The sequence below is a fragment of the Gordonia zhenghanii genome (assembly GCF_021738965.1).
Taxonomy (GTDB): Bacteria; Actinomycetota; Actinomycetes; order Mycobacteriales; family Mycobacteriaceae; genus Gordonia; species Gordonia zhenghanii.
Genome location: NZ_JAKKOQ010000007.1, coordinates 251,005 through 276,802 on the forward strand (window position 1 = coordinate 251,005; position 25,798 = coordinate 276,802).

Consider the following 25,798-nt stretch of genomic DNA (forward strand, 5'->3'; position numbering starts at 1 on the left):
CCGAATGACTGTGTCGGGACGGTGCGCCCCCGTGTCCTGTTAGCGTCACTTCATGCGAAAGCGTTCTGATCGCCGAAACTGCGCGAAACGTGTCATGTCGGCGCTCGTCGGCGTCGTTGCGACGTCCCTCGTCGTGACCGGATGCGTGGCGACACAGGACGGCAGTCCCACCCGCACGCCGCCCGAGCCGCCGCTGCACTGCACGAGCACCGAGTGCCCCGAACTCTCCGTCTTCGCGGAGAAGCAGGTCGCCGACAGCGGTGTCACATCGCAGAACGCGTCCGAACGAGTGCCCGCGTACCTGACCGAGGTCCTCGACGACCTGGACCGCACCTGGCAGGACTGGTTCGCCGCGCTCAACATCGAGAACATCACGCCCGGCCGAGCGCTCATCGAGCCCGGCGAGACGTTCGCATCCAAGTGCCTCGAGAGCAGCGACGATGTTCTCACGAGCGATTTCCCGAACGCCATGTACTGCACTCTCGACAACGAGCCGGACGGGCAGGGCGTCGAGCGGGAAGGCTCCATCGTGCTCCCGGTCCAGACGTTCGCCGACATCTGGGACGGCAAGCTCTTCGGCAGCGACGGCATCATGCTTGGCGACTTCACCGCCGCGACGATCGTCGCCCACGAGTACGGGCACAACGTCATGTACCGGCTCGCCGAGGCCTACGGCATGAGTAAGTCGCAGTATCCGAGCGGCGACAACCCCGAACTCCTCGCCGACTGTTTCGCAGGCAACTGGGCCGGAACCGTCTTCGCGCGCAAGGATCTCTCCATCAAGGAGATCGCCCAGGCCGCCGTCCTCATCTTCAGCATCGGTGATCCGCTGCCCGACCAGGGGCACGGTACCTCGATCGAACGTATTCAGGCTCTGACCCGCGGCTTCACCGACAAACTGACCTCCGGCGGCCAGCCCGTCACGTGCCTGAAAACCTACTGGCCCGCGGCTCTCGGGTCCTAGGCGGAGTCGAGAACTCTATCCCGCGCGAGTGGTACGCCTACGGGCCCTGACCGGGCTATAGCGACGCCTAGGTGCTGAGCGGTACCACCGGCGCTCCGGAGCCGGATGCGACCGCGAAGGTCGACAGACCTACACCGCTCAGGGCGAGCAGCGGCCTATAGAGGAGTGCCGGGTCTGAGCGGTGTCGGTTGGCGAGGTCGAGGTCGGCGACTACTGCCAGAGGTCGGTGACGTCGACGCCGACCTGCGACAGCAACTGTCTCGTCAGCGGGAGGCTGATGCCGATGACGCTCGAGGGATCTCCCGTGATTCCATCGAGGAGCCACCCGCCGAGACCGTCCAAGGTGAACGCGCCGGCGACCTTGAGCGGTTCGCCAGTTGCGACGTATCGCGCGATCTGATCGTCGGAGACGTCCGAGAAGTGGATCTGTGTGGACTTGTGGTCGGCGACGACCGTCTCGACGGCTCCGTCGCGAAGGCGGGTCACGCAGTGGCCGGTCATCAGATCGCCGGTGTTGCCGCGCATCCGCGCCCACTGGGCGACGGCGACGTCGGAAGAGTGCGGCTTTCCCGAGAGTTCGCCGGCGAGCAGCAGCATCGAGTCACAGGTGAGGACCACGCCGTCGGCGCGGGCCGCGTCGAACGCCGGGTCGCCGCCAGTGAGGATCGTCGACACGATCGCCTCGCCTTTCGCGCTGGCCAGGCGAGTGACCACGTCGGAAGGCGACGCGTCGCCCATCTCGGCGATGATCGCGTCCTCGTCGAGGTCGGCGACGAGGACCTGCGGATCGAGTCCCGCATCGCGCAGCACGCGCAGACGTGCAGGCGATGCGGAACCCAAGACGATGGTCGAGCCGCGAACTACCGGGGTCGAACCCATCAACCGCGGTTCGGGAACGACGACGGCATTCCCCACGTGGACCGGTGCATGTCGGTCGGAAGGCCCCAGTCATTGCGTGTGACGGGACCGGTGTCGCCGCCGTCGCCGCCCGCCGACGCGAGGACGCTCACCAGCACGGCGACGTCCTCGGCGGACGGATTGCCCGACACGACGGTCAGGAACGGCTTTGCGGGAGCATCCGCGTCTTCGGGAGCTTTGTCGTCGGCCACGTTCGTCTCCTCGCTCACAGCGGGATGTTCCCGTGCTTGCGCGGCGGCAACTGCACGAGCTTGCGCTCGAGCAGACGCAGAGCATTGGCGATCTGACCGCGGGTATGGCTCGGCGGGATGACCGCGTCCACGTAACCGCGCTCGGCGGCCACATACGGGTTGACGAGGGTGTCCTCGTACTCCTGCTGCAGCTCCAGGCGCAGTGCGTCGACGTCCTCGCCGTTCGCCTCCGCGTCCTTCAACTTGCCGCGGTACACGAAGCCGACGGCGCCCGAAGCGCCCATGACGGCGATCTGCGCGGTCGGCCACGCCAGGTTGACGTCGGCGCCCATGTGCTTGGAGCCCATGACGTCGTACGCCCCGCCGTACGCCTTGCGGGTGATGACGGTGATCTTGCCGACCGTCGCCTCGCCGTACGCGTACAGCAGCTTGGCTCCGCGACGGATGATGCCGTTGTACTCCTGGTCGGTACCCGGCAGGAAGCCCGGGACGTCGACCAAGGTGATGATCGGGACGTTGAACGCGTCGCAGGTGCGGACGAACCGAGCGGCCTTCTCGGAGGCGTCGATGTCCAGGCAGCCGGCGAACTGGGTCGGCTGATTCGCGACGATGCCGACGCTGCGACCTTCGACGCGGCCGAAGCCGATGACGATGTTCATCGCGCGCTCGGCCTGGACTTCGAGGAACTCGTCGTCGTCGAGGATGCGGCGGATGACCTCGTGCATGTCGTACGGCTGGTTCGGGGAGTCCGGGATCAGCGTGTCGAGTTCGAGGTCCTCGCCGGTGAGGTTGTCCTCGATGCTGCCCGACGCGACGTCCGCGGGCAGACGCGGTGCGTCGGCGCGGTTGTTGCTCGGCAGGTAGCCGAGAAGTTCCTTGACGTAGTCGAGAGCGTCGTCCTCGTCCTGAGCGACGTAGTGAGCCACACCGGACTTGGTCATGTGCGTGGTGGCGCCGCCCAGATCCTCCATGGTGACGTCCTCGCCGGTGACCGTCTTGATGACGTCGGGGCCGGTGACGAACATCTGACTGGTCTGGTCGACCATCACGGTGAAGTCGGTGAGCGCGGGGGAGTAGACGTGGCCGCCCGCCGCGGCACCCATGATCAGCGAGATCTGCGGGATCACACCGGACGACTTCACGTTGCGGTGGAAGATCTCGCCGTACAGGCCGAGGGAGACGACTCCCTCCTGGATGCGGGCGCCTGCGCCCTCGTTGATGCCGACGAGCGGACGGCCCGTCTTGAGCGCCAGGTCCATGACCTTGACGATCTTCTCGCCGTAGACCTCGCCGAGGCTGCCGCCGAAGACTGTCACGTCCTGGCTGAACACGCAGATCTCGCGGCCGTCGACGGTGCCGTAACCGACGACGACGCCGTCGCCGACGGGACGCCGGTCGGCGAGACCGAAGTTGGTGCTGCGGTGGCGGGCCAGCGCGTCGAGTTCGACGAACGAGCCGTCGTCGAGTAGTTGGGTGATGCGCTCACGGGCGGTCAACTTGCCCTTTGCATGAACCTTCTCGACTGCGGCCTCGCCGACCGGGTGTTCGGCGTCGGCGAGACGATTCCGCAGGTCGGCAAGTTTGCCGGCCGTCGTGTGGATGTCGGGTGCAGCGCCTTCGTCGCGCGAAGCTGTCGTCATGAACATCGACTTTAACGAGAGTGGTGTGACTCCCGTCAACCGGATCGAATGTGAGAAGATCCTCACATTCGCTTATGCAGGTTGTTTCATATCCCGTCTAGAGTGGTCTGACCATGACCGAATCCGCCCTTCCCGACGCTGCGCGCCTGCGCGAACTCATCGCCGGAACCCGCTGGCACAGTGTCGAAGTGGTCGCGGAGACCGGTTCGACTAACGCCGACCTGATCGCGCGAGCCGACGACTCGGAGCTGGCGGGAACCGTGCGGATCGCCGGGTTCCAGTCGGCTGGCCGAGGGCGACACGCCCGAGTATGGAAGACGCCGCACGGGCAGCTCGCGATGTCGGCGGCTGTCCTGGTCCGACCGTCGGACGCCGAACGGGTCGGCTGGCTGTCGTTGCTGACGGGCCTCGCGGTCCGCGATGCACTGTCGTCGGTGGCCGGTGTCGAGGCGGAGCTGAAATGGCCCAACGACGTGCTGGCGCCGGCGATCGACGGCGAACCGGGCGGCAAGCTGTCCGGGATCCTGTCGGAGTTCCGGCCGCTGCCCGACGGCGGCGGGATCGCGGTGATCGGGACCGGCGTGAACGTCGACCTCGACCCCGCGAGCGTGGAGAATGCGAGTGCGGCATCGGTCCGGGGCCTCGCCGGGCGCGACGTCGAGGGAACCGACGTGGCCGCTGCTTATCTGCGCGCGTTGTCCGATCGCCTCGCCGACTGGCCGAACGGTGTCGACAGACTCGTCGCCGACTACCGGGCCTCGAGTGCCACGCTCGGCAAGCGAGTCCGTCTGATCCTCCCGGGAGACGTCGAGGTGATCGGCGACGCCGTCGACGTCGACGATCAGGGGCGCGTCGTCGTGAACGGTCCGAACGGGCCGGTCGTCGCGTCGGCGGGCGACGTCACGCACCTGCGCCCGCTGTAGAGGCCTGCCTACCGGTGTTCTTTGCGGCGGCTCGCGCTGCCCATCGTCGGGATGAGCGTCAAGACCGGTAGTCCGATGATCAGATGCACCACCGCAGTGCCGATCCCGGTGGAGATCTCGGCCGACAGTGCGAGCGGAATGACGACGCTCGCAGCGATCAGGAGTCCGACGACCCAGCGGTAGAACTGGCTGGGCGCAGGCGTGCCGATCTGGAGGAGATACCAGAGCGCGCCGCCGAGGAGGGCGACGACGAATCCGACCAGCGCGAACCACAGTTCGTCTTGTGCCAGCGGATTCCAGACCCCGAGCTTGCCCGAGTCGTTGACCTTCTGGGTGACGGTCCGGATGATCCAGCCGACCAGCCACGCGGCGAGGCCGGTGACGACACCGGTCATCAGGACGCCGCCGCAGAACATGACGGGGTCGATATCGGGCCCCCGCCGTGGCGTCCGCTTGGGAGCGGCGGCCTGCGGCTGGTAGCCCTGCTGCTCGTAGCCCTGCTGCGGGTACTGCTGTTGGGCGTACTGCTGTTCGGTGTAGCCGTACTCGTAATCGTTGGCCTGACTGTAGGCCTGGGTCGGCGGATTCTGCTTCGCCTGGTAGCGCGGGTCGCGCGGATCGTAGTTCGTCATCTCTCGCAAGCACCTTCGCAGTTGCACGGTCTCGTACTCGCAGGCAGACAGCTGGGGCCCAGAGCACCTCGTGTGTCGAGTGTAACGACCGTGCGCCCGGGACACGCCGACACCTGAACCTCGGACGTGTGACGCACTACGCTGGGGCGTCATGGGATATCCGCGCGACAATCTCGCACCGGGGGAGCAGGTCGTCATCCACCGCCACCCGCACTGGAAGAGCCTCGTCGCTCCGGTGCTGCTGTTCTGGGCGGTGACCGCAATCGCCGGTGTGGCGCTCGGTTACATCCGCACCAGCGACTCGTTGTCGAGCGGCGCATCGATGTGGTTGACGATCGTGGTGATCGTGGTGTGGCTCGTCGCGTCGACCTACTGGCTCGTGCGTCCGTTGCTGTCGTGGCGGACCACGCACTTCGTGGTCACCGATCGTCGCGTCATGTACCGCAACGGCATCGTCACTCGCTCGGGCATCGGCATCCCGATGCGACGCATCACGTCCGTGGAGTTCCGGCACGGTCTGATCGACCGCGTGCTGCGCACGGGAACGCTGGTCATCGAGTCCGCGTCCGACGAGCCGCTCTCGTTCCACGACATCCCGGACGTCGAAGCCGTGCACGCCCAGCTGTATCAGGAGCTGCTCGACGAAGACGACGGCGATGACTACGGATGGGACGATCACGGACGGGGGCGTCGCCGATGACCGGAGCCCGCCCGATCCTCCTGGCGGAGGACGACGCCGCGATCGCCGAGCCCCTCGCTCGGGCACTGACCCGTGAGGGCCACGAGTGCGTGATCGCCGCGACCGGCCCCGAAGCGCTCGAGGAAGTCTTGTCCGGCGACTTCGGTCTGCTGATCCTGGATCTCGGGCTGCCCGGCATCGACGGATTGGAGGTCTGCCGTCGGGTCCGCGCGCAGATGCCGGAGATGGCGGTCCTGATGTTGACGGCCCGCACCGACGAAGTCGACTTCGTCGTCGGCCTGGACGCAGGCGCCGACGACTATGTGGGCAAACCGTTCCGCCTCGCCGAACTCCTCGCCCGGGTGCGGGCGCTGATGCGTCGCAGCAGCAACGTCGGCGACGACGAGGTGCTGCTCGACTACGGCGACATCCAGCTCGACGCACGCGCGCGCAGGGTGATCGTCCGCGGCGAGGAGCTGACCCTGGCTAACCGTGAGTTCGATCTGCTGCAGTTCCTGATGGAACGGCCGGGACAGGCGCTCGCCCGTGACGAGATCATGACGCAGGTGTGGGGCTCGGTGGATCTGCGGTCGTCGAAGACTCTCGACATGCACGTGTCGTGGATCCGTCGAAAGATCGGCGACGACCAGGCGAACAGGCCGAAGCACATCGTCACCGTTCGCGGTGTCGGCTTCCGGTTCGACCCGTAGAGGACTGGCGTGCGCCGTCGAATACTGAAGATGATGATCGTCACCGTCGCGCTGATGGGGCTGCTCCTCGGCGTCCCGTTGACGATCCTCTCGGTGCAGGCGATGTCGCGCGAGGCGCGTCAGACGCTGGCGGTGAGCCTCAAACGCATCTCCGAGTACGTGCTGTCGGAGGAGGCGGGCGGGAACAACGTTCCGATCGAGGACCTCGACCTCGACCAGTTCCGGCTCCTGGTTCCGCCGCGCGGACGTCTCAGCCTCGATGTCGACGTCGACCGTCCAGACGGAACCGTTGCGCCGATCCACCGTGCCATCGGAGCGCAGCAGGACGACGAGACGATCGCGGAGTCGGTGAGCCTGGGGCCGCAGGCGAAGATGACTTTGGAGATCCCGCAGGAGGAGGTGCGTCCCCAGCAGTTATTGGCGATCGGCGTGTTGTTCATGGTTCTCGCCGGGTCGATCGGCGGCGGCGCGATCGTCGCGGTCGTGACGGCGCGTCGGCTGTCCGAGCCGCTGACCGCTCTCGCCGGACGCGCCGGAGCGATGGCACGCGGCGACTTCTCGTCCGAGTGGCCGTCGTACGGGATCGACGAGCTCGATCGTGTCGCGGAGGCGTTGTCGGACGCGAACCGGGAGATCGCATTGCGTCTGGAGCGCGAAGGCGAGATCGTCGGCGACGTGTCGCATCAGTTGCGTAGCCGGCTGACCGCGGTCCATCTGCGGTTGGACGAGTTGACGCTGCACAGCGACCCCGACGTGGTCACCGAAGCCGAGGCCGGGCTCGAGCAGGTTGAGCGGCTCTCGCGTGAACTCGACGAACTGGTCGCCGCCTCACGGGAGGACACGGCGGGGCGCGGCGCGATCGACGCCCGCGATGTCGTGGACACGCTGATCGGCGACTTCGAGCCCGCTTTCCGGGCGAAGGGGCGACGCCTCCGTTCGGAGACGCTCGGCCGGATTCCGATGATCGAGGGCAAGCCTGGCCGTCTCCGGGAGGCGTTGAGCGTGCTGATCGACAACTCGCTGCAGCACGGCGCCGGGACGACGACCGTCCGTCTGGCCAATCTGCCCGCCGCGGAGATGGTGCGCCTGACCGTCGCCGACAGCGGGCCGGGCATCCCGGACGAGATCGCCTCGGACGTGTTCCGCCGTGGATTCTCCGGGGGGAGTCGCAGCGGCATGGGTTTGTCGTTGTCGCGGGCCTTGATCGAAGCCGAGGGGGGCCGGTTGGAACTCATGTCGCGGCGTCCCGTGGTGTTCGCGATCGTGCTACCGGCACGCGGAAGACGGCAGTTCGACGACGCGCAGCTCAGGCGTGCCCGAGTTCCTCATCGGTGAGTTCGTCGGGCTTCGGGTGGACGTCGGTGGAGCCGCCGTCGCCGCCGCGGGGCTCCTCGTCCGGAAACGCGAAACGTCGGAGCGCCCAGAAACGGAAGGCCATGCCGAGGACGTTGCCGATGATGAAGGCGAGCAGGAAGTCGAGGACTGCGAGTTGCAGGCCTGCCAGATTCTCGCGCATACCGAAGACGTTGTTGGCCATCCAGAGGGGAGCCGCGGTCAGCAGGACGGCGAAACCGCTGATCAGGAAGAACAGTAGAGCTTCATGATGTCGTTCTCGTCCGCCGCGGTTCTTGAACGCCCACTCGCGGTTGAGGATGTAGCTGAGGATGGTCGCGACGACACCGGAGATGATCCTGGCGACCACTGGTTTCGGTTCGAGGACCGTGAACACGAGCAGGTAGTAGATCGCCGTGTCGATGACGAATGTGGTGCCGCCGACGATGGCGAATTTGATCAGCTCGTTGTGCTTCATCACGAGCCGGTGAAGAGGCCCGGGCAGCATTGAGACTGCCTTGTCGATTGTCAGCACAACGGTCGAGTGTACGTACTCGGCCCATGTCGTACACATCCGTGGACGTCAATGCGGTGTTTCGTGGCCGACATGACACCATTGACGCCGTGAGTTCGCAACCGCACCGTCCGGAGTCAGGGCGTCCAGTATCGGGCCGTTCCGAATCCGGCCGTACAGAATCCGGCCGTACAGAATCCGGAATGCCGACCGTCACCATGATCGGAGGCGGACAGCTCGCCCGGATGACCCACCAGTACGCGATCGCGTTGGGCCAGTGCCTTCGAGTGCTGGCCGCTGCGCCGACGGATCCTGCGGCGCAGGTCAGCGGCGATGTGGTCTTCGGTTCACACGAGGTTCTCGACGATCTTCGGGAGGCGGCCGAAGGCGCCGTCGCGTTGACGTTCGACCACGAGGGCGTCCCGTTGGAGCATCTGGAAGCGCTCGAGGCGGAGGGGGTCGCGGTACGTCCGCCGTCGAAGGCACTGCGATTCGCGCAGGACAAGCTCGACATGCGGAACCGACTGTCGGAGATCGGTCTGCCGGTGCCCGACTACGCCGACCTGTCGGGGGACGTCGCCCAAGCGCGCGAAGGGCTGATCGCCTTCGGTGACCGCAACGACTGGCATGTCGTGGTCAAAGCGGTCCGCGGCGGTTACGACGGTCGTGGCGTGTGGCTCGTCGACGATCGCGACGAGGCACTCGCCGTGTTCGACGCACAGTCCGGTGGCGACACAGTCTTGATGGCCGAGCAGAAGGTCACGATGCGTCGAGAGCTGTCGGCGATGATCGCGCGGTCGCCGTACGGTCAGGGGGCGGCATGGCCGGTCGTCGAGACCGTCCAGCGAAACGGACAGTGTGCCGTGGTCCTCGCGCCCGCACCCGGGTTGGACGCGGACGTCGCTCAGCAGGCTCAGCAGATGGCGTTGCGGCTGGCCGACGAGCTGGGAGTCGTAGGCGCGATGGCGATGGAATTGTTCGAGACCCTCGACGGTCGCCTCGTCGTCAACGAGTTGGCGATGCGCCCCCACAACAGCGGCCACTGGACGATGGACGGCGCGGTGACCTCGCAGTTCGAGCAGCATCTGCGCGCGGTTCTCGACTATCCGCTCGGCGACACCTCCGCTCGCGCTGACGTGGTCGTCATGGCGAACGTCCTCGGCGCTCCGGAGACACCGGCCATGTCCGTGGACGAGAGACTGCACCACCTGTTCGCGCGGATGCCCGACGCGAAAGTCCACATGTACGGCAAGGGGGAGCGCCCCGACCGCAAGGTGGGGCACGTCAACATCGTCGGACGTCCGGGCGACGAGGTCGAGACCGTACGCGAGCGCGCCGAACGCGCCGCCCATTGGCTGAGCCACGCCGTCTGGACCGACGGCTGGGACCCGCACGCCTGACATGACGATCGTGGAGGATGGACGAATGGCAGAACAGAGGGGACCTCGCGTCGGACTCATCATGGGCAGCGACTCGGACTGGCCGACGATGGAGGCGGCCGCTGAGGCGCTCGCCGAGTTCGGTGTCACGTTCGAGGTCGGCGTCGTCTCGGCGCACCGCACCCCGCAGCGGATGCTCGACTATGCGAAAGGCGCTGCCGGACGCGGCGTCTCGGTGATCATCGCCGGTGCGGGCGGTGCGGCACACCTGCCCGGCATGGTCGCGTCGGCGACGCCGCTGCCGGTGATCGGCGTGCCGGTTCCGCTCAAATATTTGGACGGCATGGACTCGCTCCTCTCGATCGTGCAGATGCCTGCGGGCGTGCCGGTCGCGACGGTGTCGATCGGCGGCGCACGGAACGCTGGTCTGCTCGCGGTCCGGATCCTCGCTGCGAGCGATCCCGCCTTGCAGTCGGCCATGGAGAAGTTCCAGGCGAGTCTGGAGGAGATGGTCTTGGAGAAGGACGAGAAGCTCCGCCGGACCCTCCTCGACGGCTGATTAGGTTTCCGCTGATCGAGCGCGTCCTCACGTTGATCGAGCTGGGGATCTCGACTTCGCTCGATCGGCGGAGTTGATCGAGTCCTCACGTTGATCGAGCGGAGTCCCCACGTTGATCGAGCGGAGTCGAGATCGGTGTTCGCACAGGGGATCTCGACTTCGCTCGATCAACGGAGGGGTGCTCGATCAGCGGAGGGGTGCCCGATCGGCGGCGTGAGTGCTCGATCAGCGGGGTGGCGCTCGATCGGCGGAAGCGGCCCCGTCAGCGGGGAGCGAGACTGCGGACGACGTCGCGTGCCGGAACAGCCTGTGCGGCCCGGAAGCCGGGACCGGACCAGAGGTTGATGACCTGCGGATCGTCGGACGCGGCTTTGCGGATGCCGCCGGTCAGCGTGTTGACCTGGGGGTAGGCTGACGGCGCGTAGTCGGTGTTCGCCCGGATGAAATCGTTCTCGAGGCCGCGGGCGAGGCGTCCCGAGTACGCCCGGGTGGTGACGGTCGTCGTGAACTGCGGGTCGGCGAGCGCATCACGGTGAGCTTGCCGGGTGCCGGCTTCGGGGGTGCGGAGCAGAAGCGTGCCGACCTGTGCGGCGACCGCTCCGGCGTCGAGGATCGCGCGGACGTCGTCGCTGTCGGCGACACCGCCCGCGCCGACCGTCGGCAGACCCGTGGCCGCCACCACCGCGCGAACCAACTCGAGGGTCTCGACTTCCGGGTCGGCGTCGTCGATCGCGAACGTGGCGCGGTGGCCACCCGCCGAGAATCCTTGCGCGCACAACGAATCCACCCCGAGTTCGAGTGCCAGCCTGGCTTCGGCGACGCAGGTGACCGTCGCCGACACGGCGACACCGGCCGCGTGGAAGCGATCGACCACGTCGCGGGAGGGGAGTCCGAATGTGAACGACACGACCGCCGGACGCTGCTCGAGCAGCACCTGTACCTTCGCGTCGAACGAGTCGTCGGTGAACGGCACCGATTCGGGTAGATCGACACCGATCTGCTCGGCGAGCGGCGACAGGCGCTCGCGGTAGGCCGCGAACTTCGCGGGGTCGACGTCGACCCGTTCGGGCACGAACAGGTTGACGCCGAACGGTTCTCCGGTGAGCGCGGCGATCTCGCGGACCGCTGTCGCCAAGGCGTCCGGCGACAGGTACGCGCCGCCGTAGAAGCCGAACCCGCCCGCCTCCGAGACGGACGCAGTCAGTGCCGCCGTCGACACTCCGCCCGCCATCGGCGCGCCGACGATCGGGATCTCGAGACTCTCGAACCGGTACATGTGTGTCCTTACCTGTTGTTCCCGGTGACCCGCAGGATCTCCAGGGGCACTTCGGAATTGAGGGTGAAGCCCAATTTCTCGTACAGTCGGCGCGCCGAGTTGTCCGCCGTCGTGTGCAGGAACGGCGTGTTGCCCTCATCGACGATCACCTGGGCGACAGCGGCCACCAGACGTCGTGCGAGGCCGCGTCCCCGCGCGTCGGGATGGGTGCACACGGCACTGATCTCGGTCCATCCGGGCAACTGCAGTCGTTGACCGGCCATCGCGAGGAGACGGCCGGAGTCGGGGTCGCGGTAGCCGAGGTAGACGCCCATCTCGATGGTCCGGGGCAGGAACGGGCCGGGTTCGGTCAGCTCGATGAGCGCCGTCATCTCCGGGACGTCGGCCACGCCGAGTGGGACCAGCTCCGGGTCGGCGACGGGCTCGACAGCGTCGCCTCGGTACTGCACGAGATCGATCTCGGCGACCACGTCGAACAGGTCCTCGGGCAACGGAGTCCGGCGATCTCGCAACGACGCGGTGTGTCCGATCCCGGCCAACTGCGCGAGGTCGGCGTAGTCCTGATCGGTCATCTCGCGGGGATGGCCGTAGAACACAGACACGTCGGGCTCGAAGGTGACGATGTTGCCGACTGTCCGTGCGAAGCGTGACTGCGGGCCGCGCAGCGCGCTGGTGAACGGGTCGTCGAGCACCCCTATATCGAGCGCCTTCGCGTCGAGTCGGTCTGCCCTCACTGCACGTCCAGCTTCTGGCGGAAGAAGTCGATGATCTGATCGAGTGTCTCGCGGGTCGGCTGGCCGGGTTCGTCGATCAGATGTTCGGTGACGACCGAATGCGGCGGCAGCGCACCATGCGGGTTCGCGACCTCGTCGGGCAGTTCGACGCCGAGGAACGAGTCGCCGAGTTCGCGGCGCAAGAACTCGAAGCGGCCACCGGGCGAGAGCCGGTCGCCTTCGAATCGAGCGCCCAACACCTGGAGCCCCTCGTCGCGGCATCGCGAACGGACGCAGGCGAGGTCGTCAGGGGAGATGTCGATGGTCGAGCGACGGCCGGGCGTGGCAGCGAAGGGCAACGACGGTTGCGACAGGACGGGAGCGAGCATCGCGTCGTCCACCGACATGGCGAGAGCGAAGCCGCCTGTCAGGCACATGCCGATCGCGCCGATACCGGGCCCGCCGCACTCGGAGTGCGCGGTGCGCCCGAGTGCGCGAAGCCAGGTCACCACCGGCGATGTCCTGCCGGTGGCGAAGACGGTGAACTCTCGGCTCACGCACACCTTTCCCAGCGCACGTGCCATCCCGACTCCCGCTCGCGGCAGGTCGGCGAGTCCTGCTGGGTTCGGATCGGCGCCGTCGACGCCGAAGAGTGACGGAACCAGCACGGTGAAGCCTGCTCGTGCGACGCGGCGAGCGAAGTCGGCGACCTTCGGAGTGATGCCGGGGATCTCGGGGATCACGATCACGGCGGGGCCGTCGCCGAGGCGATAGTAGTGGTGAGTGATCGCCTCGTGGGTGAACTCGTGGCGGTCGAATCCGGCGAGGGCGGTAGGAGTTTCCACCACTCCAGCTTGCCTCACCGGCTCGGCGTTGGATACTGGGTGCCATGAGTGAGGGCGTAGTGGCGGGGGAGTCCGACGCGGCGGACTTCCGGATGCAGGTGGTCGCCGAGTCGATCCGGCTGTTCGCCGAGCACGGTTACGAGTCGACGACGGTCGACGCGGTCGCCGCGGCGGCCGGAGTGTCACGGCGCACGTTGTTCCGGCAGTTCCGCTCCAAGGAAGACTTCATCTTCGCCGACCACGAACAACTGTTGGTGCTCGTAGCGGAACAACTGGCGGACGCCGAGGAGTCGGGAGCCGATCCATGGTGGTCGGTCTGCGCCGGAGCCGAACGGGTCTTCGCGCATTTCGCGACTCACCGTGATCTGGCCGCTGGTCGGTATCGCGTGGTGTCGCGGGTGCCTGCGCTGCGTGATCGGGAACTCGTCACCACCTACCGCTACCAGCGGCTCTTCGAGGAGTCGCTGCGCAGGCGGTTGCCCGACGTGCCGCGTGTCCGGCAGGTCGCGTACGCGGCGGCGGTGACCGGTGCGCACAACCACCTGCTCCGTCAGATGGTCCGAGGCGACGAGTCGGCGACCGCGGACGCACTGCGCGCCGAACTGCAACGGATCCACTCGACGATGATCGAGCCGGTCCATCGGGACTCGTCGCCGGGCAACGCGGTGACGGTCGTCATGCACGGCGCGGATCTCAGCGCGGATGATGTCGCCGACATCGTTCGCAAACGATTGACTTGGCACGCAGTGCCATGATGAACTGCAGGCAGTTCCCACCATCTCGGCACTCAGTGACAATCACTGGCGTCAGTTAAAGGAGTAATCCATGGGCAAGTTCGGAAACCCCGATTTCGACCTCTTCCAGCTGCCGGAGGAGCACGAGGCTCTCCGAGAAGCGATCCGCGCACTGAGCGAGAAGGAGATCGCACCGCACGCCAAGGACGTCGACGAGAACGCACGCTTCCCCGAAGAAGCTCGCACAGCCCTCGTCGCCAACGGCTTCAACGCCGTCCATGTCCCCGAGCAGTTCGAGGGCCAGGGTGCCGACTCGCTCGCCGCCTGCATCGTGATCGAAGAGGTCGCACGCGTTGATGTCTCCGCGTCGTTGATCCCGGCCGTCAACAAGCTCGGCACCATGGGCCTGATCCTGTCCGGTTCGGACGAGCTCAAGGCGAAGGTCCTCCCGTCCATCGCCTCCGGCGAGGCGATGGCGTCGTACGCCCTGTCCGAGCGTGAAGCGGGCAGCGACGCAGCAGCGATGAAGACCCGTGCGCGCCGCGACGGCGACTCCTGGGTTCTCAACGGCTCCAAGTGCTGGATCACGAACGGCGGCCAGTCCACCTGGTACACCGTCATGGCCGTCACCGATCCGGAGAAGGGCGCCAGCGGCATCTCGGCGTTCATGGTTCACAAGGACGACCCCGGTTTCACCGTCGGACCGCTCGAGCACAAGCTCGGCATCAAGGGCAGCCCGACCGCCGAGCTGTACTTCGAGGACTGCACGATCCCCGAAGACCGGATCATCGGCGACGAGGGCACGGGCTTCAAGACGGCGCTCGCGACTCTCGACCACACCCGCCCGACCATCGGCGCGCAGGCCGTCGGCGTCGCGCAGGGCGCCCTCGACGCCGCGATCGACTACGTCAAGGATCGCAAGCAGTTCGGCCAGTCCATCAGTAAGTTCCAGGGCGTCGAGTTCATGATCGCCGACATGGCGATGAAGGTCGAAGCGGCTCGCCTCATGGTGTACGCGGCGGCATCGCGTGCCGAGCGCGGCGCAGGCCCCCTCGGCTTCATCTCGTCGGCGTCCAAGTGCATGGCCTCCGACGTCGCGATGGAGGTCACCACTGACGCCGTGCAGTTGTTCGGCGGCGCGGGCTACACCACCGACTTCCCGGTGGAGCGCATGATGCGTGACGCCAAGATCACCCAGATCTACGAAGGCACCAACCAGGTCCAGCGCATGGTCATGGCTCGCTCGCTGCTCCGCGGCTGAGTCGTCACTGCTCGGCTCTCACGGGTTGGGCATTTCGTTCGACCGGAGGGTCAGATCGGCCTTCTCCATCGCGGCGATAGCGTCGACGCGGGCATCGTCCGCGCCGCGGATCCACACCAGCGCGGTGCCCGCGAGGAGCGGCGCCAGGAAGTTGGCTGCGATCGTGTCCGCGGTGTGCCACGGGCGGGTCGAGACGACGCGCTGCCCGGACTCGGTCTCCGACTCGACTCGCGCCAGCGTCGCGGTGGGCACATCGTCGAGTGCGAGGTCGCCCGCGCCTGCAGGGGAGTATCGGTCGCCGTGGGCGCGGACCGACTCGCCGAAGTCGTCGACGCCGATCGGCAGATCCCGGGAACCCATCGCGAACGGGTCGAGCGGGACGACGACGACCGCGTCGGCGTCGTGCTGATCGAGTCGGGCCGCAGCGGTGAACACCACTCGGGCGTCACCGTCGTGATCGCCGACGAGGACGTGCGCTCCCGCCCACCAGGCACCCAGGAGGACGGCCGCACTCTGCCAGTGCTCAGGTAGGTCGACGCGGACGTCGTCACCGGGAACCACACCCACCTCGTCGCGCAGGTAGTTCGCGATCTTGGCGGCCCAGTTGCCGAGGGTCGCCGCCGACAGTTCGGTGCGTTCCCCGGTGCCCTCGTCGTAGAACGTGAACAGCGGACGGGCGGGGTCGGCCACCCGGCCAAGGACTAGAGAAGTCAGCGTGTCGGTCATCTGACCATCGTCGCCGACGCCGATCAGTTGACGCAGACCGGGCCGTCGTTGTCGGCCTTGATGACCTTCGACGACGGAGCCGACGACGCCGACGAGGCGCTCGCAGCGGAACTGCCGTCGTCCGAACCGCCCTGGTCGCCGGTGTTGACGATCGAACCGGCGCCCACGTACGTGTTGGTCAACGCGACCTTGAGGTGGTTCTCCGGCAGCGACGAGTCCTCGCGGATCGTTATGCCGCCACCGAGGTCGCTGACCAGCTGCTTCGCGCCTTCGTTGTCCTTGGAATCGGCGTACACGAGCGAATCGAACTCGTTCATCGGCTTGTTCGAGGTCGCACCGGCTTTGAAGCCGCGGCCGGTCAGCACCCGCGACACATTGCCCGCCAGGCCGTCGACGGTGCCCGCGTTGATCACGTCCACCGTGTACTCGGCACGGGGATTGTCGGACTTCTCCGGCTCCTGGTTGCCGAGCAGTCGGTCGACGAACGTGTGCACGGCTGGCGGGTCGATCGCGAGGACGCTCTGAGTGCCGTCGTCGCTCCACGCCTGATCGTCGGCGATCGGGATGGTGGCGAACTTGATGTTGCCGCCCGTCAGGTCCTTGAGCTGCTCGGCGAAACTGATGATGTCCCACCCGTCGTCGAGCAGCACCGACTTGGAGACGGCGTCCTGGAGTTCGTTGAGCTTGCCGGTGTCGGTGAGCGTCTGCGTCGACAGGATCTTCTGCGCGAGTGAGGCCATGTACACCTGCTGGCGGGTGATGCGGTCGAGGTCGCCGCGCGGCAGTCCGTGGCGCTGTCGGACGAAGCTGAGCGCCTGCGGGCCGTCGAGGGTCTGCGTGCCCTTGCGGAAACGAGCACCCGACAACGGTTCCCGCACGGATCGCTTGAGGCACACTTCGACGCCGCCGACCGCGTCGGTGAGCAGTGCGAAGCCGACGAGCCCGACCTCTGCGTAGTGGTCGACGGTGACGCCGGTCAGATCTCCGACGGTCTTGATGAGCGCCTGCCTGCCGGCCTTGGTGCCTGCCTCTTCCGCCTCGGCCTCCGGGACACCGTTCTCCACGTCGCGGGCGCGGACGGTCTCTCGCGTGGTGCCGTAGGCAGCGTTGATCTTGCTCTTGCCGAGTCCTGGGACCTCGACGTACGTGTCGCGGGGGATCGACACCGCGGTCGCCGCGGACCCGTCGTTCGGAATGCGAACCAACAGGATCGTGTCCGTACTCGTCGAGACCTCGCCGCTCACCCGGAGTCGCTTGAGTTGGTCCTCGGGGAGCGGATTGCCTTTGGCGTCGTTACGCGAGTCGGTTCCCACCAACAGGACGTCGACCGCTCCGTCGTCGCCCCCGCCCAAGGAGAGCCCGCCGAGTTGGGTCGCCGACGACCGGATCGAGTTGAACTCGCTCCACCCGACACCGGTGATCACCAAGACCAGGATCGTGACCAGAGCGACGAGGGTCCGACCGATGTGCTTCGGCGGGACTCCGGCGATGGGCCGGGTGGCCCATACCGACACCGCTTCGCGCAGAGTTCCGGCCTTGGCGGCACCTGCCTTGTCGGTGCCCGCGACGGACTTCGCCGTTTTCGGTGGCCGGCGTTTGCGGGGCTTGGTGTGGATCTCCTCGGACGTTCGACGACGGCGGGTGTCGGTGTCGACCGGTGCAGGTCGACGTCGGCGTGGCGCGTCCCCACGCGGGCGCGGCGCAGCGCCGTCGGTCCTCCCGCGGGTGCCGTTGCGGCGAGGCATGTCCTCGCCGCCTTCACGTCGCTGATCCACGCGTGCGCCGTTCCCTTCACTGCGAGTCGTCGCGCGCCGTCCGACGCGCTCTCCCGCACGAGGATACTGGCGAGTCCGGGACCGATCGGGGAAGCGCGCCCGGGCGTGGGCGACGCCACGTCTCGGGTGAGGCACGATTGTCCGTGTGAACACTCCCTCGACGGTCTATGTGATCGGTGCCACCGGCCAACTCGGATCCGCTCTGCTCGCGTCTCGTGCGGTCCCCGCAGGCGTCCGCGTCGTCGGGTTGGGCTCGTCGGATGTCGACATCACGACGATCGCCTCGGTCCGGTCGGCGCTCGCCGATCTGCACGGCGGAGACGTCGTCATCAACGCCGCGGCGTTCACCGACGTCGACGGGGCCGAGACCTCCCGTGAGGCCGCCTATGCCGTCAACGCGGACGGGCCGGCGAATCTCGCCGCTGCGACGGCAGCGGCGCGAGCACACCTGATCCACGTCTCGACCGACTATGTGTTCGGGCCTGCGGCGTCCGGATCGCGGCCATGGGCCTCACCGCTCGAACCGTCCGATCTGCGCGACGATGCGCAGCCCGACACAGTCTACGGAGCGAGCAAGCTCGCGGGGGAGAGGGCGATGTTCGCCGCCGATCCGAACGGCGTCGTCGTACGCACCGCGTGGGTGTTCACCGGGCGCGCCCCGGTCCGCGACTTCGTGACGACGATGCGCCGACTGGAGGGCGAGCGAGACGAGCTCACCGTGGTCGACGACCAACGCGGCTCGCCGACGTACGCGCCCGACCTGGCAGGCGGGCTGTGGGAACTGGTCGCACGCATGCTCGCGGGTCGTTCACACGGCGGATCGGTCCTGCATGCGACGAATGCGGGCGAAGCCACCTGGTGTGATCTCGCTCGCGCTGTGTTCACCATCCTCGGAGCCGATCCCGAACGGGTGAAACCTTGCAGCACAGAACAATTCCCACGGCCGGCACCACGTCCGCCGTACTCGGTGCTGTCTGCGAAGAGCTGGGAACACGCGGGACTCACGCCGTTGCGTGACTGGCGCGACGCCCTCCGCAACGCGCTCGTCGCACCGACTTCGGGTTAGTCTGTCGCGGTGACTGCTCCTTTCGGCGTAGTGACCGTGACCTATTCGTCCGGTGACTACCTGCACAACTTTCTGCGCACGCTCGGCGATGCGTCGCAGCACGCCCCTCAGGTCGTGATCGCCGACAACGGCTCCACCGACGGCGCGCCCGAGAAGGCAGCCGCCGACTACGAGAACGTGACGCTGGTCCACTCAGGCGGGAACATCGGGTACGGCGCAGCGATGAATCGCGGCGTCGCCGAACTCGATCCCGACCTAGAGTTCGTCGTCATCGCCAATCCCGACGTCGAATGGTCGCCCGGCTCGCTGGACGAACTCCTCGCCGCCGCCCGTCGGTGGCCGCGCGCCGCCAGCCTCGGCCCCCTCGTGACCGAGCTCGACGGCTCGGTGTACCCGTCGGCGCGCGCCGTCCCCGACCTCGTGTCGGGTACCGGGCACGCCGTACTCGGCGCCGTCTGGCCGTCCAACCCGTGGACCAAGGCCTACCGCGACGACGAGCAGGGCCTCACCGAACGACCCGTCGGCTGGCTGTCCGGCTCGTGTCTTCTGGTGCGGCGCAGCGCATTCGACGGGGTCGACGGCTTCGACTCCCGATACTTCATGTTCATGGAGGACGTCGACCTGGGTGACCGGTTCGGTCGCGCCGGATGGCTCAACGTCTATGTGCCGAGCGCCAGTGTCCTGCACGCCAAGAGCCACTCGGTCAGCAAGCACCCCGAGAAGATGATCCCGGCGCACCATGAGAGCGCCTACCGATTCAACGCGGACCGGAACCCCGGCGCGCTCCGAGCACCCGTGCGTCTGGTCTTGCGCGCCGGACTGGCTGTCCGGTCGAAGATCGCTGTCGCAGCAGCCCTGCGTGAGCGACGTCGCGTCAGTCGCGACGTCTGACCTGTATCGATGGAAGGAAACTCCGTGGCACCGTCTGTTCAGGCGCTGATCCTCGTCGGCGGCAAGGGGACCAGGCTCCGTCCGCTGACGCTGTCGGCGCCCAAGCCGATGCTCCCGACTGCGGGACAGCCGTTTCTCACGCATCTGCTGTCGCGGATCCGGGAAGCGGGGATCACCGACGTCGTGCTCGGCACGTCGTTCAAAGCCGAAGTGTTCGAAGAGCACTACGGGGACGGCTCGTCGCTCGGTCTGAACCTGACGTACGTGACTGAGGATCAGCCGCTCGGCACCGGCGGCGGAATCCGGAACGTCTACGACTCGTTGACCGCGGACACCATCCTGGTCTTCAACGGCGATGTCCTCGGCGGCACCGACATCCGGGACGTCGTGACCACCCACCAGGAGTCCGGAGCGGAAGTGACGCTGCACCTGGTCCGGGTCAACGATCCGCGCGCGTTCGGCTGTGTGCCGACCGACGCCGACGGTCGGGTCAGCGCGTTTTTGGAGAAGACGCAGGACCCGCCGACCAATCAGATCAACGCCGGAACGTATGTGTTCAACCGCAGTGTGATCGGCGAGATCCCGACGGGGCGAGCCGTCTCGGTGGAACGCGAGGTGTTCCCGTCGCTCCTCGCTAACGGACGGCACATCCACGCGCACGTCGACGCCGCCTACTGGCGTGACATGGGCACACCCGAAGACTTCGTGCGCGGCAGCGCCGACCTGGTGCGCGGTATCGCGCCGTCGCCGGCGATCGCTCAGCAATGCGGTGAAGCGCTCGTCCTCGACGGCGCTGACGTGGCCCGCGGGGCCGTTCTGATCGGCGGAACCGTCGTCGGTCGCGGCGCCACCGTCGGTGCCGGGGCTCGGCTCGACGGCGCCGTGGTGTTCGACGGCGCGATCGTCGAGGCCGGCGCCGTGGTCGAACGCAGCATCGTCGGATTCGGTGCGCGAGTCGGCGCGGGTGCGCTGGTCCGCGACACGGTCATCGGCGATCGCGCGTCCATCGGCGCGCGCTGCGAACTACTCCGCGGCGCCCGAGTGTGGCCGGGAATCCAGATCCCCGACAGCGGAATTCGCTTCTCGACCGACGTCTGATCCGACCGACGTCTGATCCGACCGGGCCGGCTACCGCGGCATGAACGGTGCAGGCGGCAGTAGCTGGGTCGGCGGGATGAATCCCTCCGGCGGTCGCGGCCTGGTGGACGGTCGGGGCTTCGACGACGGGGCACTCTCCGACGGGGCGGTCTCGGACGACGGTCCCGGCGTCGTTGGCTGTGTCGGGATCGACGGGTACGGGGTCGTCGACTCCTCGGGCGTCTCTGACGTGGGCGGGGCCGCGACGTCGGGTGCCTGCGGCGCCACGGTGTTCGGCGTCGTGTCGGGAATCGGGACCGTCTCCGTGCTCGGTGGGGCGACGAGCGCCCGGTCGGGGATCGTGCGGTCGGCGATCACGTTCTGCCCGGACAGCGTGTACGTGACGTCGACCGGTCCGCCGGTTGGGTTCGCGGTCGAGTCGCCACCGTCGAGCCAGCGGTAGCGGACGACGACCGAGTCGCTCGTCGAGCGGAGAACCGACGTGAAGGCCGTGTACGCCTCGGTGTCGTAGCGGATGAAACCGCCGGCGTCGAAGAACAGGATGCGCTGGGGCGAGCTGCCGGTCCCGCCTTTGAGATCGGCGTTGGCCCACATGAGTTCGGGACAGGAGCCGAGTTCGGCGCGGGTCCCTTCGGAGGCGACGAACCCTTGTCCGCCGTATGCGTCGATGGAGGAGACTGCCCGCACGACGGTCGCTGCTCCGAGGTCCAGGCAGCCGCCCGGACCCGCGGTGACCGGGCGGTCGACGGCCGGGGTCGACGACGTCGGCGATGCAGTGGAGCGATCCCTGCTCGAGGTCGACTGCGGCTGGTCCGCATCGGATGCTCGATCAGCGTGGTCGCTGTCCCGACAGCCCGTCACCGTCACGACGATGCACGTCGCCACGACGGCAGCGGTCGCGAGCTTCCTCATGGTGTCTCCTTGGTCCGTTGTCACCGGGCCCGTCGAGTTCGGCATGTGAGACGTTAGTCTGCGGGTCGTTCGAACGACTGACATCCGGCGGCGCGCCAGAGATCTTACTGGCAGGTCTGACGTCGGCTGTCCAATGGGAGACTAACGGGCCTTCGCCGCCGCCAACAGGCCGTTTCCGACGGGGATCACCGCGGGCAGGAAACGGTCGTCCTCGGCGACGATGGTCGCCGCCTCGCGTGCGGCGAGCGTCCGCGGGTCGGTGGCGTCGCGGTCGGCGATGGTTCCGTCGGCCGAGGCGTTGTTCACCACGAGTAGTCCTCCCGGCCGCAGGATGCGTACCGCTTCGGTGACGAACGCCGGGTACGACATCGGCGGTCCGTCGACGAACACGAGGTCGTACGACTCGTCGGCGAGCCGAGTGAGGACGTCGGTCGGCGCACCGTTGATCAATCGTGTTCGTCCGGGTGCGATCTCTGCATCGGCGAATGTCTCGCGTGCGGCACGGTGATGCTCGGACTCGGGGTCGATCGTGGTCAGAACTCCGGTGGCAGGCATACCCGCCAGCAGCCACAGGCTGCTCACGCCGACGCCGGTCCCGATCTCGACGACGTGCTCGGCGTTCGCCGTCCGCGCGAAGAGCGACAGGAGGGCTCCGGTTGCGGGGCTGACGGCGCGCGCGCCGAGTTCTTCGCCGCGCATCCGTGCTGCGGCCATCGCATCGTCTTCGATGATCGCAGCTTCGGCGTAAGCGGCGAGCTGGTCGGTGGTCTGCGAACCAGTCGTGTCAGTCATGTCAACGAGGGTGCCACAGTGGTGCTGACCTGGACTCGCCCCACGCCGCGCACGACCGATTCCACCTCTGAAGGGGGCGCTGGCTCACATCCTCAGGGAACACACAGCCCGTTCTGTGGGCTCCCACATTCGGGTGCGAGAGGGTCATAGTCAATGGCTTGGAATATCGATCGCAGCGCTGACGTTGCACCGGGGGACAATGCCCGGTCTGTCCGCGATTTCGCGATGAAAGGAACTGGCACCGCACCGATGACCGTCCCTGACACCACCGAATCGGCCTCGCGTGACTCCTTCCGCGGGACTGCGGGCTTCGATGCGACCGGCGACACCACCCTGATGCCGTCGTGGGACGAACTCGTCGCCGAGCACGCCGACCGGGTCTACCGTCTCGCATACCGGCTCTCCGGCAATCAGCACGACGCCGAGGACCTCACGCAGGAGACGTTCATCCGAGTCTTCCGGTCGCTGACGAACTACAAGCCGGGGACTTTCGAGGGGTGGTTGCACCGCATCACCACGAACCTGTTCCTCGACATGGTCCGTCGTCGCGCCAAGATCCGTATGGAGGCCCTCGAGCCCGTCTACGAGAAGATCCCGACCGACACGCCCGATCCGCAGCAGGTGTACGCGGACGCGAATCTCGGCCAAGAACTGCAGGAAGCGCTCGACGCTCTGGGCCCCGAATTCCGCGCCGCTGTGGTCTTGTGCGACATCGAAGGGCTCTCGTACGAGGAGGTCGGCGCGACGTTGGGCGTCAAGATGGGCACCGTTCGGAGTCGCATCCATCGTGGTCGGCAGGGGATTCGCGAGTTCCTCGCGGCCCGCGGGCACACCGACAGCCGCTCGGTCGCCGTCGCCAGTGAGGGCTGATCGCGTAAGCTGGGCCCGACCGATCGCGTTGGGCCGCCGTAGCGGCCGCCGAGTGGAAGGGGCGCCGCCAGTGGGTCTGGGACACCGTTCGTCCGGTCGCCGTTGGGCGCCGGTGAGTTCGTCGATCGTTCCTAATCCCGGGTACGCCGCGCGCCAAGAGTTCGCCCCCACCGAGCATCTCGCTGTGGAAGCCGTCGTCGCCTACGTCGACAACGAGTTGTCGCCGATGGCGACGACGCGCGCCGACGCACACCTGTCGTTGTGCGGGAGGTGTTCCGACGAGGTCGTCAATCAAGCCCGCGCGCGCTCGCTGCTTCGCGACGGTGCGCCGATGAGCGCGCCGCCGTCGTTGCTCGGCGAGCTCAGCAAGATCCCCACGCAGGAGATCGACATGCGCGGCACGAACCGATCGAATCGCCGGGGCCGCTGACTCGTGACTGATCGAACCCCCACGTCGCGGGACGAAGCTGTCTTCGGACGGCCGGAAGGCGTCACCGGATCGTTTGCGGACACACCGACGTCGAATCGCCCGGAGCCGACGATCGCGGCGCCGGATCCCGTCTTGAATGAAGCGTTCAGTCGTCCCGACGGCGAGTCAGAGACGTTGCAGCGCGATCCGTTCGCAGTGCCTGCTGACGATGAGTCGCAGACTCCCGAGGATCCGTGGCGGAGCCCGGAGTCCGGGGTCGCGTTGGCTGCACCTGCGCTCCACGAACCGAGTGCGCCGACTCCGGTGGATCCGGGGCCGAAGCTGGGTGTCCGGGACCTCGTGTCCGGCAATCGCGTCCACTGGTGGGCGTTGGCGTCGTTGGCGATGGTCGCGATCCTCATCGGCGTCTTCGGTGGCCTCGTCGGTCGGTGGACCGCGGAGGTCGCCACCCCGTTGAACTCCGACTCGGTGCACTTGAGCGACTCGGGCTCGGACTCCGGCGACGACGGGGACGAGACCACGGTCACGAAGGTCGCCAATGCGATGGAGAAGGCCGTCGTCATGATCGATGTGCGCACGTCGGGCGGCGGAGCGACCGGTTCGGGTTTCGTCCTCGACAAGCGCGGCTACATCGCTACGAACAATCACGTCGTATCGATGGCGGCGTCCGACCGTGAAGCGAAGCTCGAAGTGGTCTTCTTCGACCGGACTCGTGTCTCGGCGCGGCTGGTCGGCCGCGACCCGAAGACCGACCTCGCCGTCATCAAGGTCGACGATGTGCAGAATCTGACGGTCTCGACGTTGGGCGATTCGTCGAAGGTGAAGATCGGCGAGGACGTCGTCGCGTTCGGTTCGCCGTTGGGACTGTCCAAGACCGTGACGACGGGGATCGTGAGCTCGGTCGACCGTCCGGTGCCGTTGCGCCCCGACGCGGAGTCGGACACGGACGCGGTCATCAACGCGATCCAGACGGACGCGGCGATCAATCCCGGTAACTCGGGCGGTCCGCTCGTGGACTCGAAGGCGCACGTGATCGGCGTGAACACGGCGGCGAAGACGTCGAACGGCGGCTCGATCGGCTTGGGCTTCGCCATTCCGATCAACGAGGCCGTCCCGATCTTCGACTCGCTCATCAAGGACGGCCAGGTGAACCACCCGACGATCGGTATCACCGCGGCGACCGTCCGAAATGAAAAGGTGCTCGGCGCGCAGGTACGCGACGTCGCGGAGGGCAGTGCTGCGGCTCGTGCGGGACTGCGCGAGGGCGATGTGGTGACGAAGTACAACGGTCGCGAGATCGAGGGCTCTGACGAGTTGACGGTTGCGGTCCGTACGTCGAAGATCGATGAAGCGGTGAAGTTCACCTACTGGCGTGAAGGCCGGACCTTCGACGGTTCGATCACGCCGGTCAGCGACTAGACGGATCGAGCGGGTTCACGGATGTTCAGCAGTATCGGCTGGGGCGAGATCGTGGTGCTGCTCGCTGCGGGCCTGATCATTCTCGGACCGGAGCGTCTGCCCGGCGCTGTGTCGTGGACGTTCAAGTCGATCCGGAAGGCCCGCGACTACGCGACCGGCGCCTCCGGGCAGCTGCGCGACGAGATGGGCACCGACTTCGAGCAGTTCCGCGAGCCGATCCAGCAGATCAACGAGCTTCGGCAGATGAGCCCGCGCAGCGTCGTCACGAAACACCTCCTGGGCGGTGACTCCTCGTCGGTAGACAACCTCGGCCGCACCGTGCGCGACACTCTCGACATCCAGGGGACGTCTAAGCCGTCCCGCCCGACTCCCGCCGTCGCCGAACCCTCTGCTCCGACTCCTCCGCCCGCAAAACCCGATCTCTCGAAGCGTTCCCACGACTACACAGACTGGGACGCGACATAATCTCGGCATCTACCCGCCAGTAACCTCAGCTCCGAGCCTTGTGACCACATACTGGTCACAAGGCTCGGAGCTAACGTTACCGAG

General features: G+C 67.3%; 28 protein-coding genes. 16 read left to right on the plus strand and 12 right to left on the minus strand.

All coding sequences use genetic code 11. The features are described from left to right. Positions 1-52: 52 nt before the first annotated feature. Positions 53-964, plus strand: a complete 912-nt coding sequence (locus L5G32_RS09810) for a neutral zinc metallopeptidase (protein ID WP_237010849.1) — start codon at positions 53-55, stop codon at positions 962-964. A gap of 210 nt (positions 965-1,174) precedes the next feature. On the opposite strand, the gene L5G32_RS09815 is transcribed toward L5G32_RS09810, so the two are convergent. Genes L5G32_RS09815 through L5G32_RS09825 form a run of 3 tightly spaced genes read right to left on the minus strand, consistent with a single transcriptional unit; the run spans position 1,175 to position 3,713 of the window. After that, the gene (locus L5G32_RS09815) at positions 1,175-1,843 is read right to left on the minus strand and encodes a Maf family protein (RefSeq protein ID WP_237010946.1); all 669 of its coding nucleotides are present in this window, start codon (positions 1,841-1,843) and stop codon (positions 1,175-1,177) included. Then, the gene (locus L5G32_RS09820) at positions 1,843-2,073 is read right to left on the minus strand and encodes an acyl-CoA carboxylase subunit epsilon (RefSeq protein WP_237010850.1); all 231 of its coding nucleotides are present in this window, start codon (positions 2,071-2,073) and stop codon (positions 1,843-1,845) included. Before L5G32_RS09820 ends, L5G32_RS09815 begins: the two co-directional genes overlap by 1 nt. Before the next feature lie 14 nt (positions 2,074-2,087). Beyond that, positions 2,088-3,713: an acyl-CoA carboxylase subunit beta gene (locus L5G32_RS09825; RefSeq protein WP_237010851.1), complete on the minus strand. Its 1,626-nt coding sequence runs from the start codon at positions 3,711-3,713 to the stop codon at positions 2,088-2,090. 113 nt (positions 3,714-3,826) lie between these two features. Between L5G32_RS09825 and L5G32_RS09830 the strand changes: the two genes are divergently transcribed. After that, positions 3,827-4,636: a biotin--[acetyl-CoA-carboxylase] ligase gene (locus L5G32_RS09830; RefSeq protein WP_237010852.1), complete on the plus strand. Its 810-nt coding sequence runs from the start codon at positions 3,827-3,829 to the stop codon at positions 4,634-4,636. A gap of 8 nt (positions 4,637-4,644) precedes the next feature. On the opposite strand, the gene L5G32_RS09835 is transcribed toward L5G32_RS09830, so the two are convergent. Then, on the minus strand, positions 4,645-5,268 hold the full coding sequence (locus L5G32_RS09835; protein ID WP_237010853.1) for a DUF6069 family protein: 624 nt from the start codon (positions 5,266-5,268) through the stop codon (positions 4,645-4,647). Between the two features lie 151 nt (positions 5,269-5,419). Between L5G32_RS09835 and L5G32_RS09840 the strand changes: the two genes are divergently transcribed. The 3 genes from L5G32_RS09840 to L5G32_RS09850 are packed head-to-tail and all read left to right on the plus strand — an operon-like array spanning position 5,420 to position 7,992. Continuing rightward, positions 5,420-5,968, plus strand: coding sequence for a PH domain-containing protein (locus L5G32_RS09840; protein WP_237010854.1), 549 nt, complete (start codon positions 5,420-5,422; stop codon positions 5,966-5,968). Then, a complete protein-coding gene (locus L5G32_RS09845) occupies positions 5,965-6,657 on the plus strand; it encodes a response regulator transcription factor (protein WP_237010855.1) in 693 nt (230 codons plus the stop codon). Before L5G32_RS09840 ends, L5G32_RS09845 begins: the two co-directional genes overlap by 4 nt. Positions 6,658-6,666: 9 nt before the next feature. After that, on the plus strand, positions 6,667-7,992 hold the full coding sequence (locus L5G32_RS09850) for a HAMP domain-containing sensor histidine kinase (RefSeq protein ID WP_372491671.1): 1,326 nt from the start codon (positions 6,667-6,669) through the stop codon (positions 7,990-7,992). Here L5G32_RS09850 and L5G32_RS09855 read toward each other — a convergent pair. After that, positions 7,964-8,497: a GtrA family protein gene (locus tag L5G32_RS09855; RefSeq protein ID WP_265738895.1), complete on the minus strand. Its 534-nt coding sequence runs from the start codon at positions 8,495-8,497 to the stop codon at positions 7,964-7,966. The two genes, L5G32_RS09850 and L5G32_RS09855, sit on opposite strands and share 29 nt — an antisense overlap. A gap of 209 nt (positions 8,498-8,706) precedes the next feature. Between L5G32_RS09855 and L5G32_RS09860 the strand changes: the two genes are divergently transcribed. Beyond that, positions 8,707-9,903, plus strand: coding sequence for a 5-(carboxyamino)imidazole ribonucleotide synthase (locus L5G32_RS09860; RefSeq protein WP_237010858.1), 1,197 nt, complete (start codon positions 8,707-8,709; stop codon positions 9,901-9,903). A 25-nt stretch (positions 9,904-9,928) separates the two neighbouring features. Continuing rightward, entirely contained in the window at positions 9,929-10,441 is a 513-nt protein-coding gene (gene purE / locus L5G32_RS09865) for a 5-(carboxyamino)imidazole ribonucleotide mutase (protein ID WP_237010859.1), read from the plus strand. A gap of 262 nt (positions 10,442-10,703) precedes the next feature. Here purE and L5G32_RS09870 read toward each other — a convergent pair whose 3' ends face one another. Genes L5G32_RS09870 through L5G32_RS09880 form a run of 3 tightly spaced genes read right to left on the minus strand, consistent with a single transcriptional unit; the run spans position 10,704 to position 13,278 of the window. Next, positions 10,704-11,717 (minus strand): nitronate monooxygenase, encoded by a 1,014-nt coding sequence (locus tag L5G32_RS09870; protein ID WP_237010860.1) that lies wholly within the window; start codon positions 11,715-11,717, stop codon positions 10,704-10,706. A gap of 8 nt (positions 11,718-11,725) precedes the next feature. Next, positions 11,726-12,451: a GNAT family N-acetyltransferase gene (locus L5G32_RS09875; protein ID WP_237010861.1), complete on the minus strand. Its 726-nt coding sequence runs from the start codon at positions 12,449-12,451 to the stop codon at positions 11,726-11,728. Next, positions 12,448-13,278, minus strand: a complete 831-nt coding sequence (locus L5G32_RS09880; RefSeq protein ID WP_372491672.1) for a dienelactone hydrolase family protein — start codon at positions 13,276-13,278, stop codon at positions 12,448-12,450. Before L5G32_RS09880 ends, L5G32_RS09875 begins: the two co-directional genes overlap by 4 nt. A gap of 41 nt (positions 13,279-13,319) precedes the next feature. Between L5G32_RS09880 and L5G32_RS09885 the strand changes: the two genes are divergently transcribed. Next, the gene (locus tag L5G32_RS09885) at positions 13,320-14,030 is read left to right on the plus strand and encodes a TetR/AcrR family transcriptional regulator (RefSeq protein ID WP_237010863.1); all 711 of its coding nucleotides are present in this window, start codon (positions 13,320-13,322) and stop codon (positions 14,028-14,030) included. Between the two features lie 70 nt (positions 14,031-14,100). Further along, positions 14,101-15,270 carry an acyl-CoA dehydrogenase gene (locus L5G32_RS09890; RefSeq protein ID WP_237010864.1) on the plus strand — a complete coding sequence of 390 codons (1,170 nt, stop codon included), beginning with the start codon at positions 14,101-14,103 and terminating at the stop codon, positions 15,268-15,270. Positions 15,271-15,288: 18 nt separating this feature from the next. Here the strand turns inward: L5G32_RS09890 and L5G32_RS09895 are convergent, their stop codons facing one another. Further along, positions 15,289-15,996, minus strand: coding sequence for a TIGR03089 family protein (locus tag L5G32_RS09895; RefSeq protein WP_237010865.1), 708 nt, complete (start codon positions 15,994-15,996; stop codon positions 15,289-15,291). Positions 15,997-16,019: 23 nt separating this feature from the next. After that, entirely contained in the window at positions 16,020-17,771 is a 1,752-nt protein-coding gene (locus L5G32_RS09900) for an LCP family protein (protein ID WP_237010866.1), read from the minus strand. A gap of 136 nt (positions 17,772-17,907) precedes the next feature. Between L5G32_RS09900 and rfbD the strand changes: the two genes are divergently transcribed. Genes rfbD through manB form a run of 3 tightly spaced genes read left to right on the plus strand, consistent with a single transcriptional unit; the run spans position 17,908 to position 20,826 of the window. Next, positions 17,908-18,837 (plus strand): dTDP-4-dehydrorhamnose reductase, encoded by a 930-nt coding sequence (gene rfbD / locus L5G32_RS09905; protein WP_237010947.1) that lies wholly within the window; start codon positions 17,908-17,910, stop codon positions 18,835-18,837. Positions 18,838-18,846: 9 nt separating this feature from the next. Beyond that, entirely contained in the window at positions 18,847-19,728 is an 882-nt protein-coding gene (locus L5G32_RS09910; RefSeq protein ID WP_237010867.1) for a glycosyltransferase family 2 protein, read from the plus strand. Positions 19,729-19,737: 9 nt separating this feature from the next. Next, on the plus strand, positions 19,738-20,826 hold the full coding sequence (manB, locus tag L5G32_RS09915; RefSeq protein WP_237010868.1) for a mannose-1-phosphate guanylyltransferase: 1,089 nt from the start codon (positions 19,738-19,740) through the stop codon (positions 20,824-20,826). Between the two features lie 30 nt (positions 20,827-20,856). On the opposite strand, the gene L5G32_RS09920 is transcribed toward manB, so the two are convergent. Both L5G32_RS09920 and L5G32_RS09925 read right to left on the minus strand, forming a co-directional pair. Continuing rightward, positions 20,857-21,738 (minus strand): LppP/LprE family lipoprotein, encoded by an 882-nt coding sequence (locus L5G32_RS09920; RefSeq protein ID WP_237010869.1) that lies wholly within the window; start codon positions 21,736-21,738, stop codon positions 20,857-20,859. Positions 21,739-21,879: 141 nt separating this feature from the next. Then, the gene (locus L5G32_RS09925) at positions 21,880-22,530 is read right to left on the minus strand and encodes an O-methyltransferase (RefSeq protein ID WP_237010870.1); all 651 of its coding nucleotides are present in this window, start codon (positions 22,528-22,530) and stop codon (positions 21,880-21,882) included. Between the two features lie 153 nt (positions 22,531-22,683). Here L5G32_RS09925 and sigE point away from each other — a divergent pair, with 153 nt between their 5' ends. The 4 genes from sigE to tatB all read left to right on the plus strand — a co-directional run bounded on the left by sigE (position 22,684) and on the right by tatB (position 25,714). Then, the gene (sigE, locus tag L5G32_RS09930) at positions 22,684-23,400 is read left to right on the plus strand and encodes an RNA polymerase sigma factor SigE (protein ID WP_372491674.1); all 717 of its coding nucleotides are present in this window, start codon (positions 22,684-22,686) and stop codon (positions 23,398-23,400) included. A 112-nt stretch (positions 23,401-23,512) separates the two neighbouring features. Beyond that, the gene (locus tag L5G32_RS09935) at positions 23,513-23,830 is read left to right on the plus strand and encodes a zf-HC2 domain-containing protein (protein ID WP_237010872.1); all 318 of its coding nucleotides are present in this window, start codon (positions 23,513-23,515) and stop codon (positions 23,828-23,830) included. 3 nt (positions 23,831-23,833) lie between these two features. Continuing rightward, positions 23,834-25,249, plus strand: a complete 1,416-nt coding sequence (locus L5G32_RS09940; RefSeq protein ID WP_237010873.1) for a S1C family serine protease — start codon at positions 23,834-23,836, stop codon at positions 25,247-25,249. A 21-nt stretch (positions 25,250-25,270) separates the two neighbouring features. Next, a complete protein-coding gene (gene tatB, locus L5G32_RS09945; RefSeq protein ID WP_237010874.1) occupies positions 25,271-25,714 on the plus strand; it encodes a Sec-independent protein translocase protein TatB in 444 nt (147 codons plus the stop codon). Positions 25,715-25,798: the final 84 nt, after the last annotated feature.